The organism is Anaerohalosphaera lusitana, from assembly GCF_002007645.1.
Taxonomy (GTDB): domain Bacteria; phylum Planctomycetota; class Phycisphaerae; order Sedimentisphaerales; family Anaerohalosphaeraceae; genus Anaerohalosphaera; species Anaerohalosphaera lusitana.
Genome location: NZ_CP019791.1, coordinates 3,932,254 through 3,947,640, shown reverse-complemented (window position 1 = coordinate 3,947,640; position 15,387 = coordinate 3,932,254). Strand labels below are relative to the sequence as shown.

Sequence of the window (15,387 nt, the reverse complement as noted above, 5' to 3'; positions counted from 1 at the left end):
CATTCTATTTGGTCTTTTCGAGGACTGAATCCGCCAGGCCGTATTCGATGGCCTCGTCCGCTTCGAGCCACAGATTTCGGTCGCAATCGCGTTCGATTTTCTCAGCGTCCCGGCCGGTATGTTCGGCGAGGATCTGATACAGCCGTTCGCGCAGTCGGATGATCTCTTTCGCTTCGATCTCAAGATCAGTCGCCGGACCCTGCATAATGCCAGAGAGCAGGGGCTGGTGGAGCATGACCCTGCCGTTTTTGAGCATATATCGCTTGCCGCTTGTGCCGCCTGCAAACAGGACCGCACCCATGCTGGCCGCCTGGCCGACGCAGTAGGTGGCGACGTCGCAACGGAGAAACTTCATCGTGTCGTAGATCGCCAGGCCCGCAGTAATAGCTCCGCCGGGCGAATTTATGTAAAAATGGATGTCTGATTTGCTGTCTTCGTTACTGAGGAACAGCAGTTGTGCTACGATCAGATTAGCTGCGTTGTCGTCTACAGGCCCGCCCAGGAAGACGATCCTGTCCTTGAGCAGGCGCGAGTAGATGTCGTATGATCGTTCGCCGCGGCCGGTCTTTTCGATGACTATCGGTACTAACTGGTTCATTTCCATGTCGCAAATGCTCCCTATACCTGAGTTTAACGGGTCCGACAGTGCTGGACCCGCTGAAATGTCTATTTCTTTTCTTTTTTTTCTTCTTCAGGTTCGTGCAATACTTCATCGATAAGGCCGTACTCCTTGGCCTCGTCAGCGCTGAGGTACTTGTCACGCTCGGTCTCTTCCTGGATCTGATCGGCGTTTAGGCCGGTGTGTCTGGCGAGGATCTTGTTGATCTCAGCCTTGGCCTTGAGGATCTCCTCGGCCTGGATCTTGATATCCGCTGCCTGGCCGGTCACGCCGCCCCATGGCTGGTGAAGCATGATCTTGGCATGCGGCAGGGCGTGTCTCTGGCCTTCGGCTCCGGCAGCCAGGATAACCGCTGCGCCCGACTGGGCCCGTCCGATGCAGAACGTGGATATGGGCGATTTGATGAAACGCATCGTGTCGTAGATCGCCATCGTGTCGTCAACCGCTCCGCCGTGACTGTTGATGTAGAGGCTTATTTCCGAGCCCGGCTTGGTGTTGTCCAGGTACAGAAGCTTCATGATCACGTCGGTGGCCAGCGGGTAGTTGATCTCGCCGACCATGAAGACAACGCGATTTTCAAGCAGCATATCGCTAAGGGTCATCTCGCGTGTGCGCTGATAACCCGAAGAAACCTGCATGTGCTGTTCAATGTTCTTGGGCACCTGATGTTGTGGATAGCTCAAATGCATAGCTTATTCCTTTTTAATTCAGCCGTTCTTGATTTCTGATACTTACTGTATCGGAATTTTACCGTTGGCTATTTAGAAGCGATACTTAAAGCTTCTACTCTTCGTCCTTATTTTCGGACTTCTTAGGTGCAGCTTTTTTCTTTTTGGCTGTCTTTTTCTTGGCTGTTTTCTTCGTTTCAGCCTTCTTTTCGCCTTCCACTTCCTTTATCTCGGCCTTTTCCAGAAGCTGCTCGATGCACTTCGATTCGCGTACCTGCAGGCTGAACTGGGCCAGTGAGCCGTCTCGCAGCATTTCTTCACGCATCTTTTCGGGCCTGCGTCCGCGGTACATGGCCGCCTGTGCGATGTGGCCGTTGAGCTCTTCACCGCTTACATCAACGTCCAGCTTATCGGCGATCTTGTCCATTATAAAGAACAGTTTCATCTGTTCTTTGGCCTGCTCTTCGCTACTGGCTCTCAATTCCTGCATCTGCTGCTCCATCTGCTCCTTGGGAGTACCCTGCATCAGCATGTTGCTGTACTGCCTCTGGAGTATTCTGGTCGCCTGGTCGGCAACGATGCTTTCGGGCATTTCGAAATCGGTGTTCTTGAGCAGGTACTGGTAGATCTGGTCGCCCATCTGCTGTCTCTGTTGCTGTTCTGCCTGCTGTTCGCGGGCTTCCATGATGCGTTCCTTGAGCTCTTCTTCGTCCTCGACGCCGAAACGACCGAGAAATTCGTCATCGATTTCTGCGGGGACCTGCTTTTTGACGTCCTTGACGGTGATCTCGAGATCGACCTTCTTGCCGCGGAAACGCTCGGAGAAGTATGTTTTCGGAACTTCAACTGTGGTTTTCTTGACGTCGCCTTCTTTTGCGCCTGCCAGCAGTTCGTTGAGCTTTTCGACGGAAACGCCTGCGACCATAGCCTTTTCACGGGCGTAGATCTCGACATTGTCCTTTCTCTCGGGCTCTTCTTCGCCTTCGACGCTGAGCACCACGTCCGCGATGACCTGGTTGCCGTCCTCAACGACGCCGTCTTCCTTGGGCTCCCAGACGCCTGCCCGCTTTCTCATTTCCATGAGCTCTTCATCGACTGATTCTTCGGTGACTTCGACCTTCTGCTTTTCGACTTCGATGCCTTCAAGCTCGGGCAAGTCGAATTCGGGTCTGACTTCGACCTCGAAATCGAAATTCATCGGACCTGCGTCCGGCAGCTCGATGTCGTCCGGATCGATGTCCGGATCGCCCAGAATGTTCAGGTCCTGATCCTTGATAGCTTCTTCGCTGGCTTCTGCGAGCAGTTGGACCTTGACCTGCTGGCTCACATCGCTGCCGAAACGCTTCTCGATCAGCCTTCGCGGGGCTCTTCCCTTGCGGAAACCGGGGATGACAGCTTCTTTGCGAAGGTCACTGTACTGTTCTTCCAATGCGTTCTGTATTTTTTCTTCGGGTATCTCGACTGCGATCCTCTTCTTGCAGGGGCCCGCGTCCTCTACCTTTACAACGTTTTCTACCTGTGTGCCTTCTTTTTCTTCAGCCATCTGAGCAGCTCCTATATTACTGATGTCATCTCAAAACAACAAAAAAGGCCATTGGGAAACTCTTTCCCGTAGGCCATCATATATTTTCCCAGCCCCTTTATCATTTGGGCTCCTACACTCGAGCGACCTACGCCAGACTAAATTTAGCCGATATCTCGCTAGAGCTATTTTAAAACATGTGTCCGGAAAAACAAGCAACATAATCAAAACATTACGGCTTTGGCCGAAGTGTCGTTGTGGCCGACCTGTTAATCCCTTAATTTTTTGAGAAAAAAGAGGACAACCCGGAAAGCTGTCCTCAAAAAGCGGGTGATGAGATTCGAACTCACGACATTCACGTTGGCAACGTGACGCTCTACCGCTGAGCTACACCCGCGAGAGACGTGGGGATAGTATATGGACATTTCTATTCGTTGCAACACCTTTTTCCGAAAAAAATGCTGATTTTCAAGTACAATAAGGACTAACTGGGCCATCGAAGTTGTTTGGTGTTCTGCTATAGCTTCAACGGGGGGCAGATATGATTCCGATGATCTCATTTTCCCGCTGGTATGTAAGGTTGACTGATGCGCGGTTAGGTTTACCATATATAATGGTTTAGATGAGGAGGCTCAGCTATGACAAAAACATTACTTTTGCTGGTTGGAACATTGTGCATTGCGGGTTGCGCCCGAGACCGGGACGCAGCCGGAAAGGGGGAAGAATCAGAGATGACTATTGAGATCACAAGTCCGGCCTTTGAAGAAGGCCAGTCCATACCTGCTAGATATACGGATGACGGTGTGAATATTTCCCCTCCGTTGAACTGGAAGGGCTTGCCTGAAGAGGCAAAGAGCCTGGCGATCATTGCTGACGACCCGGACGCGCCTGCAAAGACCTGGGTTCACTGGGTGGTTTACAATATCTCGCCTGAATCTTCAGGTTTGGACGAGGGTATGGCCAAAGATGAAAAGATGCCCGACGGTACAATGCAGGGCATGACGGACTTTGGCAGTGTTGGATACGGCGGGCCCGCTCCGCCCAGCGGTACGCATCGGTATTTCTTTAAGATATATGCGCTTGACAAGAAGCTTGATATGTCGCCGGGTGCTGCTAAGGATGAGCTCCTAAAAGCAATGGGCGGTCACATCATAGCTCAGGGGCAGCTTATGGGGACTTACTCGCGTGAGTGAGCAGGCTGACTAAAGAAATTCGCATATACGCTCAACAGCCACGGCAATATGAACAGACAGCAGGGTCAGATAGTCCAGGTCCTCGGATTCGTAGTGCTCGTGCATCGGCGAGTTGTTGACATAAAGTGCTCCGTAACATTTCCTCTCCACGAGTACCGGTGCGATCAGAACCGACCTTACGACACGGCCGCCTGCGGCGCGGGGTAACTGGGGGATTAGTATGCTGTGATGTTTTTCCAGAGTCTCTTCAAGGTACTCCAAAGCAGCAAGGTCATCGCGGCCTATGCGCTGGCTGCTCACTTTTCTGCCGCCCTCGATCTCGAATCGGTCTCCGTGACAATCGGAGAGTCCGACCCATGCCTCACGTCCCGCCAGTTGGCTGAGCAGTATGCTCATCGCTTCGCTGTGCAGATTTTTGATGCTGTCACATCTTTCAAAACATTTGATCGCCTTGCAAAGCTCCGTTAATCTTTTAGGGGGTATCTTCAGCATCGGAGCTGACTTGGAATGCAGGTTACGTATCTCGGCATGTATTTCCTCGGAGCTGGGACTTGCCGGTTTATGTGCGATGGTATCGTCCAACTGAAGCGGTGTCTTTGCGGGTTCCTTTTCCAGCTCCATCAGTTTTACGTTTATCTTGAACCCGCAGATCCCGATAGTATCGCCGGTGTTCAACGGGCTCTTGTGAACAGCGTTATCGTTCACGAATGTCTTGTTAGATGAATCCAGGTCCTCTACGAACCAGTCGCCGTTGTCTTCTTCGTAGATGACGGCATGTTTGCGCGAAACCCCTCGTTCCGGAAGAAATATCTGGCTGCCGACATGCCTGCCGATGTAGATCGGCCCCGAATCGAAGATAAGCTCATTGAGCTTTCGTCCGTCCTGCGTGATACGCAACCTCATCTGTAAATCCTCCAAATGATCAGTTGCCCCTTAAAGCATTCTATCTGGTGCGGACGTCGATGTCAACCGCAAAGAAAGCGGCGAAAGCCATTATCTATTGTTACCCTTTATGTCCCGCTTCAATGGTGTGAACGTTTGTTCATGTTTTTGGTTGTGCCGAAACACAGGTCGGCGATCTGATCTATCTGGCTTCGGATGAAATCGATCTGTTCGGCAACTTCCGATTCCTGTTTTTCTTTTTCGTACTTGGGAAGCACGAAACTGAAGCATGCTCCCCCTGACTCAGTGTTCTCAACCCATATTCTGCCGCCGTGCATTTCGACGAGTTCTTTGCATATCGCAAGTCCAAGTCCCGTTCCATGGGTTCCCTCTCCAACGTGTTTTTCCACCTGGACGAATTTATCGAATACCTTCTCAGTATCCTTTTGTTCGATCCCCGGTCCGTTGTCCTCCACGCAGATCTTTACATGTTCGTTCTGATCTACAACACGCAGGGTTACTTTGCCCCCGCAATCAGGGACAAATTTAGCGGCGTTGTCAACGAGATTGGTGATCACCTGCTTGACTTTTCCGGCATCGGCCAGAACGTATATATCCTCGTCGGGCAATATGATGTCTTGCGACATGTTGTTCTCGCCTAGGACAACCTCAAGTGTACGCATGCTTTCGTTTATGAGCGACTTAACAGGGACCGCATCCAGCTCGAGTTTCATTTTTCCTGCCTCGATGCGGGACATATCCAGAAAGTCGCTGATTATATTCGCAAGTCTGTCGACGGCCTCATTAGCAGCTTCCAGGTCCCTGCGCAGTTTCTTGCTTATCTTGCCGCACACACCAGCGAGAGCATTTGAAATGACATTTCGGAAGATCGTCAGCGGTGTTCTCAGCTCATGCGTGATCGTAACTACGAATTCACTTTTCAGTCGGTTGTGTTCCTGTATCTGTCTTTCCGTTTCCCTGACGAGCGTGATGTCCGTGCCAACGCTAAGTACGCCGTTGATTTCTCCTGCTTCGTCTTTTAGAAGTGAGTGTGACCAGGCGATCGTCTTTTTCTCGTTGTCTACGGTGACGACAGGGCATTCGAACTGTTCGAAATTACCGATGTTTCCCTGCAGCATCTCATCGAATATCCGCTGTTTTTCCGGCTGCTCATTACGTGGTATGAACCTTTCGAACCAGTTAGTTCCTATTATCTCACTCTGTTCGGTACCCAGCAGCTCAGCGCCTACCTTATTGATCAATGTTATCTTTCCCTCGGTGTCCATCGCCAGGAAGATCGCGCCTGCCTGGTCGAGATAGCTCAGCGTTCTGTCGCGTTCATCTCGCAACTGCTGGCGTATTTCGTGTCTTTCAAGTGCGTATCTGATCGTCCTGAAAAGCGTATCTCCTTCAATCTGGTCCTTCCTGAGGTAATCCGAAGCTCCTTCTTTTATCGCTTGAATATCGAGCTCGGCGTCAAGGTTATTGGTCAGGACTATAGTAGGTGTGGTTGCGCAAACCGATCTGACCCTTGAGATCGTCTCCAGACCACCGCTGTCGGGCAGGCCGAGGTCAAGCAGAATTATGTCAAAACTATTTTGTTTCAGGTGTTCGATACAAGTTTTCATACTATCGGCATTGACTATATCAAAGCTTGTACGCTTTTTATATCTAGCCAAACGCAGTTCGACACTCCGACGCGCTACCGGATCATCATCTACCAAAAGTACTTTAATTTTATTCGAAAGCATAATAATCTGCCTCAGTCTAATAGCCTACCCTTAATGAGCCACAGCCTTAGTGTTAGCGCTCACGGCTGTTTCGTTTTGATATTTCCATCCATTTGGGATTCTTCAGAAAACTAACCAGTCGGTTGAATTCCTGGTTCGCTTGTTCGTATAGTTCCTCGATGCCGGAAAGATCCTCGTCTCTGCCCATCTGTTCAATTTTGTCGCAGATGGCCGGCAGCTCTTTGGCTCCGATTGTGAGGGCGTTGCCGCGAAGTTTATGTGCGAAAAGCAATACATCCTTGCTGCGTCCGACGTCGATAGCATTCCTGAGTGACTTGAGTGTTTTGGGCCCGTCTTCGCATATAGAATTAGCGATCCGTTTTATTACACTCTCGTCTCCGCAGTATTTCAAAGCTGCCTCCCAGTCAAGCTCTACATCGTTTGTGTAATCAGTGCAGTCAGCTTCTTCCTTGCCACCTTTGCAGATTTGGGTCAGCTCATGAACCTGTTCCTTGAGCTTGTCGATCCTGCCCTTTATTCTTGTTGAAGTTGACTGCTTGCACGAAGTAAGCTTATTGATGATCTCGCGAAGTTTTGTTCTGTCGATCGGTTTTGAAAGATACGCATCGCATCCAGCCCTCATGCATTTATCTTCGTCCCCTTTCATTGCATTGGCCGTCAAAGCTACAATAGGAGTTGTGATGCCTTTTTCGCGTATGACTTTCGTTGCTTCGAAGCCATTGAGAACGGGCATCTGGATGTCCATGAAGATGATGTCATATTCTTTCTTGCAGGCAGCATCTACTCCCTTCTGACCGTTTTCTACGATGTCCACCTTGAGACCCATCTTTTCCAGCACCAGCTTCATGAGCATCTGATTCGGCGGCGCGTCCTCGACCACGAGCACGTTTCCGTAAATGACCTTTTCATCCGTCAGGCCCTGTTCTGCTGTTTCAGTGCCGGATGCATTTTCGACAGGCTTGTGTGCCTTTTCCAATGCGATCTCGAGCGAGAAAGTGCTTCCCTTGCCCACTTCGCTTTCCACCCAGACTCTGCCGTCAAGCAGTTCTGCTATGCTCTTGGTTATTGCAAGTCCCAGTCCGGTGCCGTTGTATTTGCTGCTTTTGCCCAGATCGCTCTGAGAGAAAGATTCGAATATAGAGGTTCGCTGTTCTTTGGGAACCCCTGGACCTGTGTCTTCCACATCAAACCGCACGAAAAGCTTACCTTCTCTATTGTGTGAGTTGGTTGTGATGTGTACGTGACCGCTTTCAGTGAACTTTACAGCATTGCCGATGATATTCATCAGGCATTGACGCAGACGGTTTTCATCAGTTCTGACAAAGTCCGGCACTTCGCTGTTTCGCTCTATCGTGAAGTCGAGCCCTTTACTTCTGGCTTCGCAACCGAGTAGTGACTCGATATTCTCGAGCAGAGCCGACAGTGAAAAGTCGTTCATCTCAAGCTCCAGTCGGCCTGACTGAAGTTTTGAAAGATCGAGTATGTCATTGAGCAAGGTGAGCAGGTTTCGTGTGTTGTCCGCTATTGTTGAGACATACTTCGACTGTTCTTTGTTTAGCTTTGTCTCCTTGAGCAGGTCAGCGAAGCCGAGAATCGCGTTCATGGGCGTTCTTATGTCATGACTGACCGCGGCAACGAATTTGCTCTTGGTTTTCTCTGCCAGGACTGCCTGGTTTGCGACGGCTTTTGACTGCTCGGCGGAGATCTCCAGTTGCTTATTGATCCTTTCAATTTCGCCTTTTGCCCGCTCGGTTTGTTCCTGAGCCCGGCGGAGGTCTTCTTCTGTTCTTTTGCGTCTGGTGATGTCGTCCAGCATGACGACCAGAAATTTCTCGTTGCCGATTTTTGTGGGACTGACGCTTAATGAGAACCAGACTGTTGTCGGTTCCGTCTGATCTTCCAGGTCTATTGCGATCTCCGCACCATGGACGGCCTTACCTACCCGTTTGCTCATTTCTAATGGGCGAATGAAATCACAAAGATCGGAGCCGTTCTCTCTAATGCATCCGTTGCATCCGAAGCTTTTGCAGATGTGCTTTCCGATCAACTCATCATAGCTCATGCCCGTAAGATTGCGGGTGGATTCGTTGGCCCGAACTACCTTGTAATCCTCCGTTACAAGAAGCAGGGCGGTTGGGACGCTGTCGAATATCGCTTCAAGGTTCTTGTACTTCTTCTCCAGCAACTCGCCTATCGTTTTTATGCGTTTACCGCCGTCCTGGTCAGAATCGTAACACCGGTCGGCCAGCAGCTCGCCGACTGTCAGCATTTTCGATATTTCCGGGCAAAGCGCTATCCGCGAAAACAGTTCTGCAGCCGATACTTCTTTGGTCCCTCCATCGTACTGCACACATACCGAAGTGCTGTTATGCTCTCGCATTACAGCGGCTACTTTTTCGAGACTATCTTCGATCAAAACTGATGGTATTCTCATATTCTCCTCTTTAAAATGTGAGCAGGAGGTGTCCGCTTCATCCGCAGATAGACCATTTTGGCCAACGAAAAACCTTGTTAACCTGCTCATATTGTCGCCTTTTTTGTTCCCTGCCATTGGCGTTCACTTCCTAAAACAAACAAAAATCATTGCCTCACCTCCTTTTCGGAACTCTCAATGCCTGACTTAGGCAGTTTTGTGTGATTTTTGCGGTCCTTCAGGCTGACTCAGGCGTAAACTCGCCTCATGCAATGCTGACCCGCTCATCTTTACTAGAACCGCTTTTGATGTGTGGATTAATGGATTTTCACCTTCGTCCTATAATCATGATGTGTGGCTTAAACAATTCTTGAGGTAGAAAAATCACTTTAAGCCCAAAGTGAGACATTCTGGAGCCTTGGGTCGCTTAGACTCATGTTTTTTGCCGATATGTGCCGTTTTAACCCTTGCAATCAGCACGTTTGGTGTGTAAATTGTCCATCCCTGAGCGGGACTCCAGCCCGGCAGGGTAGGTTTTGCCTAAAAACAGTTAACTGGAGGAGTGACCGAGTGGCTTAAGGTGGCGGTCTTGAAAACCGCTGAGGCGCAAGCCTCCGGGGGTTCGAATCCCTCCTCCTCCGTTCGGCAAGCACCGGTGTCAAACAATGATATCGGTGCTTTTTTCATGCCTAAACCTGCCCAACTGCTGGACTTACGAGAGGGGCTTGTTTCGGACGCGTCAGGGTTTGTTTTGTCTCTGTCAGTGACAATGGATGACGATGCAGGACGTCGAGAGTAAGGGTTTTTTGTAAGTTTTTTGTAAGCTGGTTTGTAAGCGCCGGAGCCCATTTCACCATCGGTGCCGGTCGCTCTTTGTGCCTGTGACATTTCCAGCGAGAAGTCTGGCAGACTTTTAACCGCATCGGCTTCCTGGCCGCGGAATATGTGGCTATATCTTCCCATTGTCAGATTGATGTCGCTGTGCCGCATGATGGATTGGGCGACTTTGGGGTGAACCCCGCTAGCCGCCAGCAGGCTGCCTGCAGTGTGCCTAAGGGCATGGAAGTCCACGTAACGTCCCGAATCGTCGACGTACTTAATGCCTGCATTCTCCAGGTCGGCCCTGAGCATCTTGGCCAGGTAATTCTCATTCGGCATCTTGAAAGCCACTGCCTGAGGAAGCTTGCCAGTGAATTGGTCCTCCAGAAGGGCCGCCGTATCACTTTTCAGCGGAATGGTGGCCTCTTCTCGGTTCTTACAGTAGGCAGCTTCAACGGTGACAGTGTTGGCCTTAAAATCGAAGCTCGAAACAGTCAGGCTTCTCATCTCTGATGCTCGCAGCCCGGTTTCCATTGCCAGGCGATACAGCAGAGCCCGATCGGGTCCGGACATTTTGTAACGGTCGTCACTTGCCGTAGTAGTCTGCAGCAGGGTTCGTATTTCATCCGGTTCAAGTGCCCGTCGATCGTGCCTGCGATCGGTCTTGGTGCTGATCTTCGATAAGTGCTCGATCGGGGACGCTTGTGCACGCTGATCCTGAACCATCCAGCGGCAGAACTGCTGAATGGCCTGCATATAGAAGTTGAACGTCTGGGGACTAATGCCGCGTTGCAGCTTGGTCTCAGTCTTTGTCTTTCCCTTGGTTCGGGTTTTGCGGGTTTTCTCGACCATTCTGTCCTGTCGCAGCTCGGAAAGGTAGGTTTGCACCCGGCTGGCGCTTATATCGTCCCACACGACGAACTTGCACCCCTCGACCGCCTTGCTGGCTCTGCCGTATACAAGCTGTGCATGCTTTTGCGTATTGCCCTTGGCCTCAAGATGTGACTTGAAATCCTCCAGATGCTCCGCCAGGGGCCTATCACGGTGCTCCTTGAACCGGTCAACAATGCCCGCCTGCGCCAGCTCTGCCTCCTTCTCCAGCTTGGCCTCAAGCTGCCTGGTAGCTGCCTTGTCCTTAAAGCCCTTCACCCGCTTGCGGACGCCGTCAGGACCCTTGTAGTCGATATACCAGTTCTTGCTCTGTTTGGTGACGGACTTGCCGTCCTTGTCTTTACTCGTGTACTTTTGTTTGAATATACTTGCCATCTGTATAGTTTCCTCGTGTTAAGTTTTCTCCACCCGTAGCAGTGGACAGGCGGCAGGGCGGTGCCGATCACACCGCCCGCCCCTGCGATTGCTACCACGGGTCATTATACCTTTAATCTGCGACGTGTCCAAGACGAACTACGCCGCATTCCCTTTATCTTTTGCTTTGCCCGTGATCACAGCGATTTCGCTGAACTTCACAGATCCTTCTCCAAATCTGTACGCAGTACTGAGTCCAGACTTGCCGTCCCTGGCCTTCGCCACGAGAAGACGGGCGTTTATATTTTGTAGCGTCTTATCTGGCCCGATCAGGAACCTTTTCCCTTCGTCATAAAGTTGAAGCCATAAAACAGTCTGGCTGAATCTCTGCCATGCTGCTCCGCCTGCAAGATCGTCCAGGCTTTGAACCGTTTTCCCCTTTTTGGGATGCGTGACGATCAATGCGGCAGCCCCATGTTCATCCAGGATACGCAGTAGCTCACCAATGAACTTCTGGTCAGCAGTCCAGACATCTTCAGTCTTGTTCACGGCTGTTATCGGATCGATGGCCAGCACCTTCTTTCCATTGGCCGCCTGTTCCCGTGCCCAGTTCAGGACTTTATTGTAGTCCGGCACTTCAGTGGACATGGTGTCAATATAAGAGGCCAGCCGGTCCAGGCGGTCGGCATGACTGTCATAGAGGCTGTCGATGTCAAGTTCTCCCTGGCTAAGGATGTTGTGATCTAGGATTTTAGGCTCGTCTGCAAGAAGAGCCAGTGCTCGTTTGAGGTGGTAATCTCTGCTCTCCTCAAGCATCAGCCCGGCAAACGGAATATCGTTTTCAGCCCAATGCAGCATGCACTGCATGGTGAAAAAACTCTTGCCGCTCCCCGGCTTGCCGCAAAGAAGGCACACCTTGCCGGGCAGCAACGGTTGGGCTATTTTATCCAGGACCTCAAAAGGCGTCGGAACTGCCTGCAGCTCACCAGACCTTATCTGCTGAAGATGCTGACGTAGACTTCCAGACGGCCGGACTGGTTCCGCCGTCTCCAGCACCTTGTCTATTTCTGCAGCTATGTCCTGATCATCCTGCAGTCTCTCGATGTAGTCGACCGCATCGCCCTTACTGGGAAGGTCCAGCTTGTCCGGGTCGAGCCGGAGTACTTTGCATTTCAATTCTAGTAGTACAGCCTGCAATTGCTCGGCATGCCTGATACCCGCCGGATCATTGTCCGGCCATATTGTAACCATCTTGCCTTGCAGGGGCGTCAGATCCGTCTGGTCTGACTTTCCAGCACCGCCAGCGGTCGTCGTGGCAGTTATGCCATGCTTAATCAAAGCATCTGCAGCCTTCTCGCCCTCTACCATGACAATTTCATCGGCTTCCACGACGGCCGGAAGATTATAGGGTGTCCATGGTTTGTCTGGTGCAGCCAGCCGGTAGCCGCCTGGACAAGGACATGCCTGCCGGTAATCCTTGCCATCACTGGTTTCGATGCGATATACCAGATGAACCGGATCGTCGGAAGCACTCTTGTATTCATGTTTTCCGGTGATTTCCCCTGGCAGTCCAGCCTCCAGCTCGGCAAGTGTCTTAAACAACTTACCAGCTGGCCTTTGACGGCCGTCAGCCGCCGCTGTGCTTGTCTTTACCTGTGGGGTGGTGTGTTTATGCCTTCCCGGCCTTCCCGGCTCTATGGCGGGCTTAACCGGCCTGCCACAATGCTCGGCCAGGACATCCCGGAGTTCCCGGCCGTCCCGTCTGGCAATAACGTCAAAGACGTCGCCGCTGGCATAGCAGGCGTGACACTTGAACCGCCAGACACCGTTCTCCTGGTAGACACCGGCCGATCCATTTTGGTCGTCATGGAAGGGGCAGCGGCATTGATCACTGCTGCCCTGAAACTCTGCCCCCGCTTCCTCTAGTTCTCTCACCAGGACTTCCCTGTCCATTCGAAGTTCATCCTTGCTCATCTATGACCTCCTTGCCTTCATGCAATCCCAGCTCTTCAAGCTCTCCCTGCGTGGGGTAGAGTTCCGGTATGCCCAGCAATTCTGAATCATCACCCACAGGTACTTCACAGGAAGACTCATAACCAGCACTTCCTGCATTACTTCTATTACCTTCTTTCCTTCTGTGGGTAACTAGCTTCCCCAGTAGGGGCGCTAAATTGCCCCAGTAGGGGCGTAGTTTTTCCCCAGTAGATTCTTCAATTTCAGTTGTTGGATAGATTCGTCTGTACCGGCTTTGCTCGTTTTCGAGGTAGATAAGTCCAAGTGACCTCAGGGTAGTCAATGTCTGTTTCACTGTCCTTACACTCCTGCCTGTTAGCTGCGCAATGCAAGCATTGCTCATTTTCAGAGCCCTGCCGCGAAAACTTAGTACAGCACAGTACACCAGCTTTGCCGAATGACTTAGCTCGGGCAGCTCCATGACTTCCGGGAAAATCTTGATATACATATCCGTCATCGCTGCACACCTCCCCGTTTTGAACCTAGTTGACAATGTACAGTTGTTCTGTTAACATCCTTTTGCAAAGATTCATAATTGGGTCGCAGTTGGCGCTGCGGCCTTTCTTTTTTCATACTCATACTACTGCTCCTCCTGCCGTTCTCATGGCTTCCCACTGCTGTCTTGCGGGTGCTCCATTGTCAATCCATGCGTGCACCTCTTCGCTGTTCCAGCGGACACTCCCCCCAATTCTCAGGGGTGCCGGAATCTTGCCGGACGAGTTGAGCCTGAATACCTGCCTTCTGGACAGGCTCAGCAATTCGCCTAGCTGTTTAGCATTTATCAGTTTTTGTAAATTCATAAAAAATCTCCAAAAAAATACATTCAATTCTTTTTTTAATGTCTGCCCGTGTTATCACTTTGTCACATGGTCTATCACTCCTTTCAGCTTAACTATTTGCCCGACTTCTGGCATCACAACAAGCATTGCCAAAAGTACAGTTCGGAACAATCTATACACGCGAAATCATGGCAGTAATCATACCGTAAAATCCCTGCCTGTCAATCATAAACAGCTGTAAATAAAGGGCTTATGTAAGATGTGAGTGGAGTTAGAAGTGGAGTTGGGAAGGTGCTGATTGAGTTATTTGGAAGCATGATTTGCCGGTTAATCATTGATTCTATTCAGGGAGGCGTGATAGGCGACCTTCAGCTTGCCTGGAGTTGGTTGGATTCTCTAGTGGAGTTGATGTCCTACAGAATTACCCTGGTCGCTTCATTTTTGGTGGTGATCCTCGGCAGCATCAGGAAAAATCGTGGCATTTCTTGCTCATTACCTTCTGTGCCTTGCCTTCCAAGCCTGAGTCTTGAACACCGTAGCTTTCGTAGTCGGGTTGAATTTACCAGATTGAATCAGATTTACAGCACCGCAGACAGCGTCTGCTGTAAGGTTATCGCGAATTTCTAGTATGTCCTTTATCAAGGGGTCCAAGTCATCTCTACCTCTCTTTGGTAGATCCTTGGAATCATGCTCTCTAATGAACTTGTAGTAGCGTTCAAACATAGCTCCATGCCAGATGACCATTTCAGCTGCCTCGGCATTTTTTGCAAGAATATCGGGATTCCACTTGCGTATCATTGCCCTGATTTGTCTTTTATCAGGTGTTGGTTGTGAGTCTTCAGAATCCCTGCTCTCTCCGACTTTCTCTATGATTTCATCCAGCCTGTTCTGCAAGTTGATCAAGGCAGCTAACTCTCCCTCTTCAGGTTTTTGGGGGCACGTCAGACTTAGTGTTATATTTTCGCAAGTTTGCATGTAGCTTGTTGCAAATGTGTAGGCTGTCTTACATAATCCAAAGGCCATGTCTTGATTATAGTACTCGGATCCTTTCTTCCAGCTAAAGTCCGCATAGTCAAACGCAGCCTTCACGAACAGTTTAAGGCAGTCAAGCTTGTCAGCCAGGTCGCAGTCATCGTCCAGAGCAATAAGTTCCTTCCTTGCATCAATTGCCTGCTTCAATTTGTCATCAACAAGCTTATTTAAATCATTTTGGTCAGACATGGAAACCTCAAGTAGTGGTATTGTTTGCCTGATTATAGCAGTGCCATTTGGAAAGTCAAAGGGCCAGTCTGGCCTATTTAGCCCAATATTTCTGGTGCAAAAAGGCGGCCGGTCATCCCTCCCCCTGACATCCCGCACAGCAGTGTTCCTGCCCGCATACAGGCCTTTTCTCCGGCTGTCCGGACAATCGGAGCCACCCAGTTTTGCAACGTCTCTATCGCCTCTGTACGCCGTCCTACATGTCTTTTTTTACCTAATATAT

General features: G+C 50.5%; 12 protein-coding genes, 2 tRNA genes and 1 pseudogene. 3 read left to right on the top strand and 12 right to left on the bottom strand.

Translation table 11 applies throughout. The features are described 5' to 3' along the window. Positions 1–4 precede the first annotated feature (4 nt). The 4 genes from STSP2_RS15995 to STSP2_RS15980 all read right to left on the bottom strand — a co-directional run bounded on the left by STSP2_RS15995 (position 5) and on the right by STSP2_RS15980 (position 3,206). Positions 5–604, bottom strand: a complete 600-nt coding sequence (locus tag STSP2_RS15995; protein ID WP_335633129.1) for an ATP-dependent Clp protease proteolytic subunit — start codon at positions 602–604, stop codon at positions 5–7. A gap of 62 nt (positions 605–666) precedes the next feature. Beyond that, on the bottom strand, positions 667–1,308 hold the full coding sequence (locus tag STSP2_RS15990) for a ClpP family protease (RefSeq protein ID WP_205847927.1): 642 nt from the start codon (positions 1,306–1,308) through the stop codon (positions 667–669). A 94-nt stretch (positions 1,309–1,402) separates the two neighbouring features. Next, the gene (gene tig, locus STSP2_RS15985; RefSeq protein WP_146663721.1) at positions 1,403–2,830 is read right to left on the bottom strand and encodes a trigger factor; all 1,428 of its coding nucleotides are present in this window, start codon (positions 2,828–2,830) and stop codon (positions 1,403–1,405) included. Positions 2,831–3,134: 304 nt separating this feature from the next. Then, positions 3,135–3,206, bottom strand: a tRNA-Gly gene (locus tag STSP2_RS15980). Positions 3,207–3,447: 241 nt separating this feature from the next. Between STSP2_RS15980 and STSP2_RS15975 the strand changes: the two genes are divergently transcribed. Next, positions 3,448–4,002 carry a YbhB/YbcL family Raf kinase inhibitor-like protein gene (locus tag STSP2_RS15975; RefSeq protein WP_205847926.1) on the top strand — a complete coding sequence of 185 codons (555 nt, stop codon included), beginning with the start codon at positions 3,448–3,450 and terminating at the stop codon, positions 4,000–4,002. A 9-nt stretch (positions 4,003–4,011) separates the two neighbouring features. On the opposite strand, the gene STSP2_RS15970 is transcribed toward STSP2_RS15975, so the two are convergent. The 3 genes from STSP2_RS15970 to STSP2_RS15960 all read right to left on the bottom strand — a co-directional run bounded on the left by STSP2_RS15970 (position 4,012) and on the right by STSP2_RS15960 (position 9,069). Next, a complete protein-coding gene (locus tag STSP2_RS15970; RefSeq protein ID WP_146663720.1) occupies positions 4,012–4,905 on the bottom strand; it encodes an FHA domain-containing protein in 894 nt (297 codons plus the stop codon). 119 nt (positions 4,906–5,024) lie between these two features. Then, complete coding sequence (locus STSP2_RS15965; protein WP_146663719.1) at positions 5,025–6,635, bottom strand: sensor histidine kinase; 1,611 nt, start codon at positions 6,633–6,635, stop codon at positions 5,025–5,027. A 52-nt stretch (positions 6,636–6,687) separates the two neighbouring features. Further along, positions 6,688–9,069 (bottom strand): ATP-binding protein, encoded by a 2,382-nt coding sequence (locus tag STSP2_RS15960; protein ID WP_169853285.1) that lies wholly within the window; start codon positions 9,067–9,069, stop codon positions 6,688–6,690. Positions 9,070–9,604: 535 nt separating this feature from the next. Here STSP2_RS15960 and STSP2_RS15955 point away from each other — a divergent pair. Then, a tRNA-Ser gene (locus STSP2_RS15955) sits at positions 9,605–9,689 on the top strand. 361 nt (positions 9,690–10,050) lie between these two features. Here the strand turns inward: STSP2_RS15955 and STSP2_RS18170 are convergent. After that, positions 10,051–10,593: pseudogene (locus STSP2_RS18170) on the bottom strand (tyrosine-type recombinase/integrase); the annotation flags it as partial. Between STSP2_RS18170 and STSP2_RS17810 the strand changes: the two are divergent. Further along, a complete protein-coding gene (locus tag STSP2_RS17810) occupies positions 10,570–10,872 on the top strand; it encodes a hypothetical protein (RefSeq protein WP_236782719.1) in 303 nt (100 codons plus the stop codon). The pseudogene STSP2_RS18170 and the gene STSP2_RS17810 overlap by 24 nt on opposite strands. Before the next feature lie 399 nt (positions 10,873–11,271). Here STSP2_RS17810 and STSP2_RS15945 read toward each other — a convergent pair whose 3' ends face one another. The 4 genes from STSP2_RS15945 to STSP2_RS15930 all read right to left on the bottom strand — a co-directional run bounded on the left by STSP2_RS15945 (position 11,272) and on the right by STSP2_RS15930 (position 15,263). After that, positions 11,272–13,086 carry an AAA family ATPase gene (locus STSP2_RS15945; protein ID WP_146663717.1) on the bottom strand — a complete coding sequence of 605 codons (1,815 nt, stop codon included), beginning with the start codon at positions 13,084–13,086 and terminating at the stop codon, positions 11,272–11,274. After that, positions 13,073–13,582, bottom strand: a complete 510-nt coding sequence (locus STSP2_RS15940) for a helix-turn-helix domain-containing protein (RefSeq protein WP_146663716.1) — start codon at positions 13,580–13,582, stop codon at positions 13,073–13,075. Before STSP2_RS15940 ends, STSP2_RS15945 begins: the two co-directional genes overlap by 14 nt. Before the next feature lie 118 nt (positions 13,583–13,700). Then, on the bottom strand, positions 13,701–13,925 hold the full coding sequence (locus STSP2_RS15935; protein ID WP_146663715.1) for a helix-turn-helix transcriptional regulator: 225 nt from the start codon (positions 13,923–13,925) through the stop codon (positions 13,701–13,703). A 471-nt stretch (positions 13,926–14,396) separates the two neighbouring features. Then, positions 14,397–15,263 carry a hypothetical protein gene (locus STSP2_RS15930; RefSeq protein WP_146663714.1) on the bottom strand — a complete coding sequence of 289 codons (867 nt, stop codon included), beginning with the start codon at positions 15,261–15,263 and terminating at the stop codon, positions 14,397–14,399. Positions 15,264–15,387: the final 124 nt, after the last annotated feature.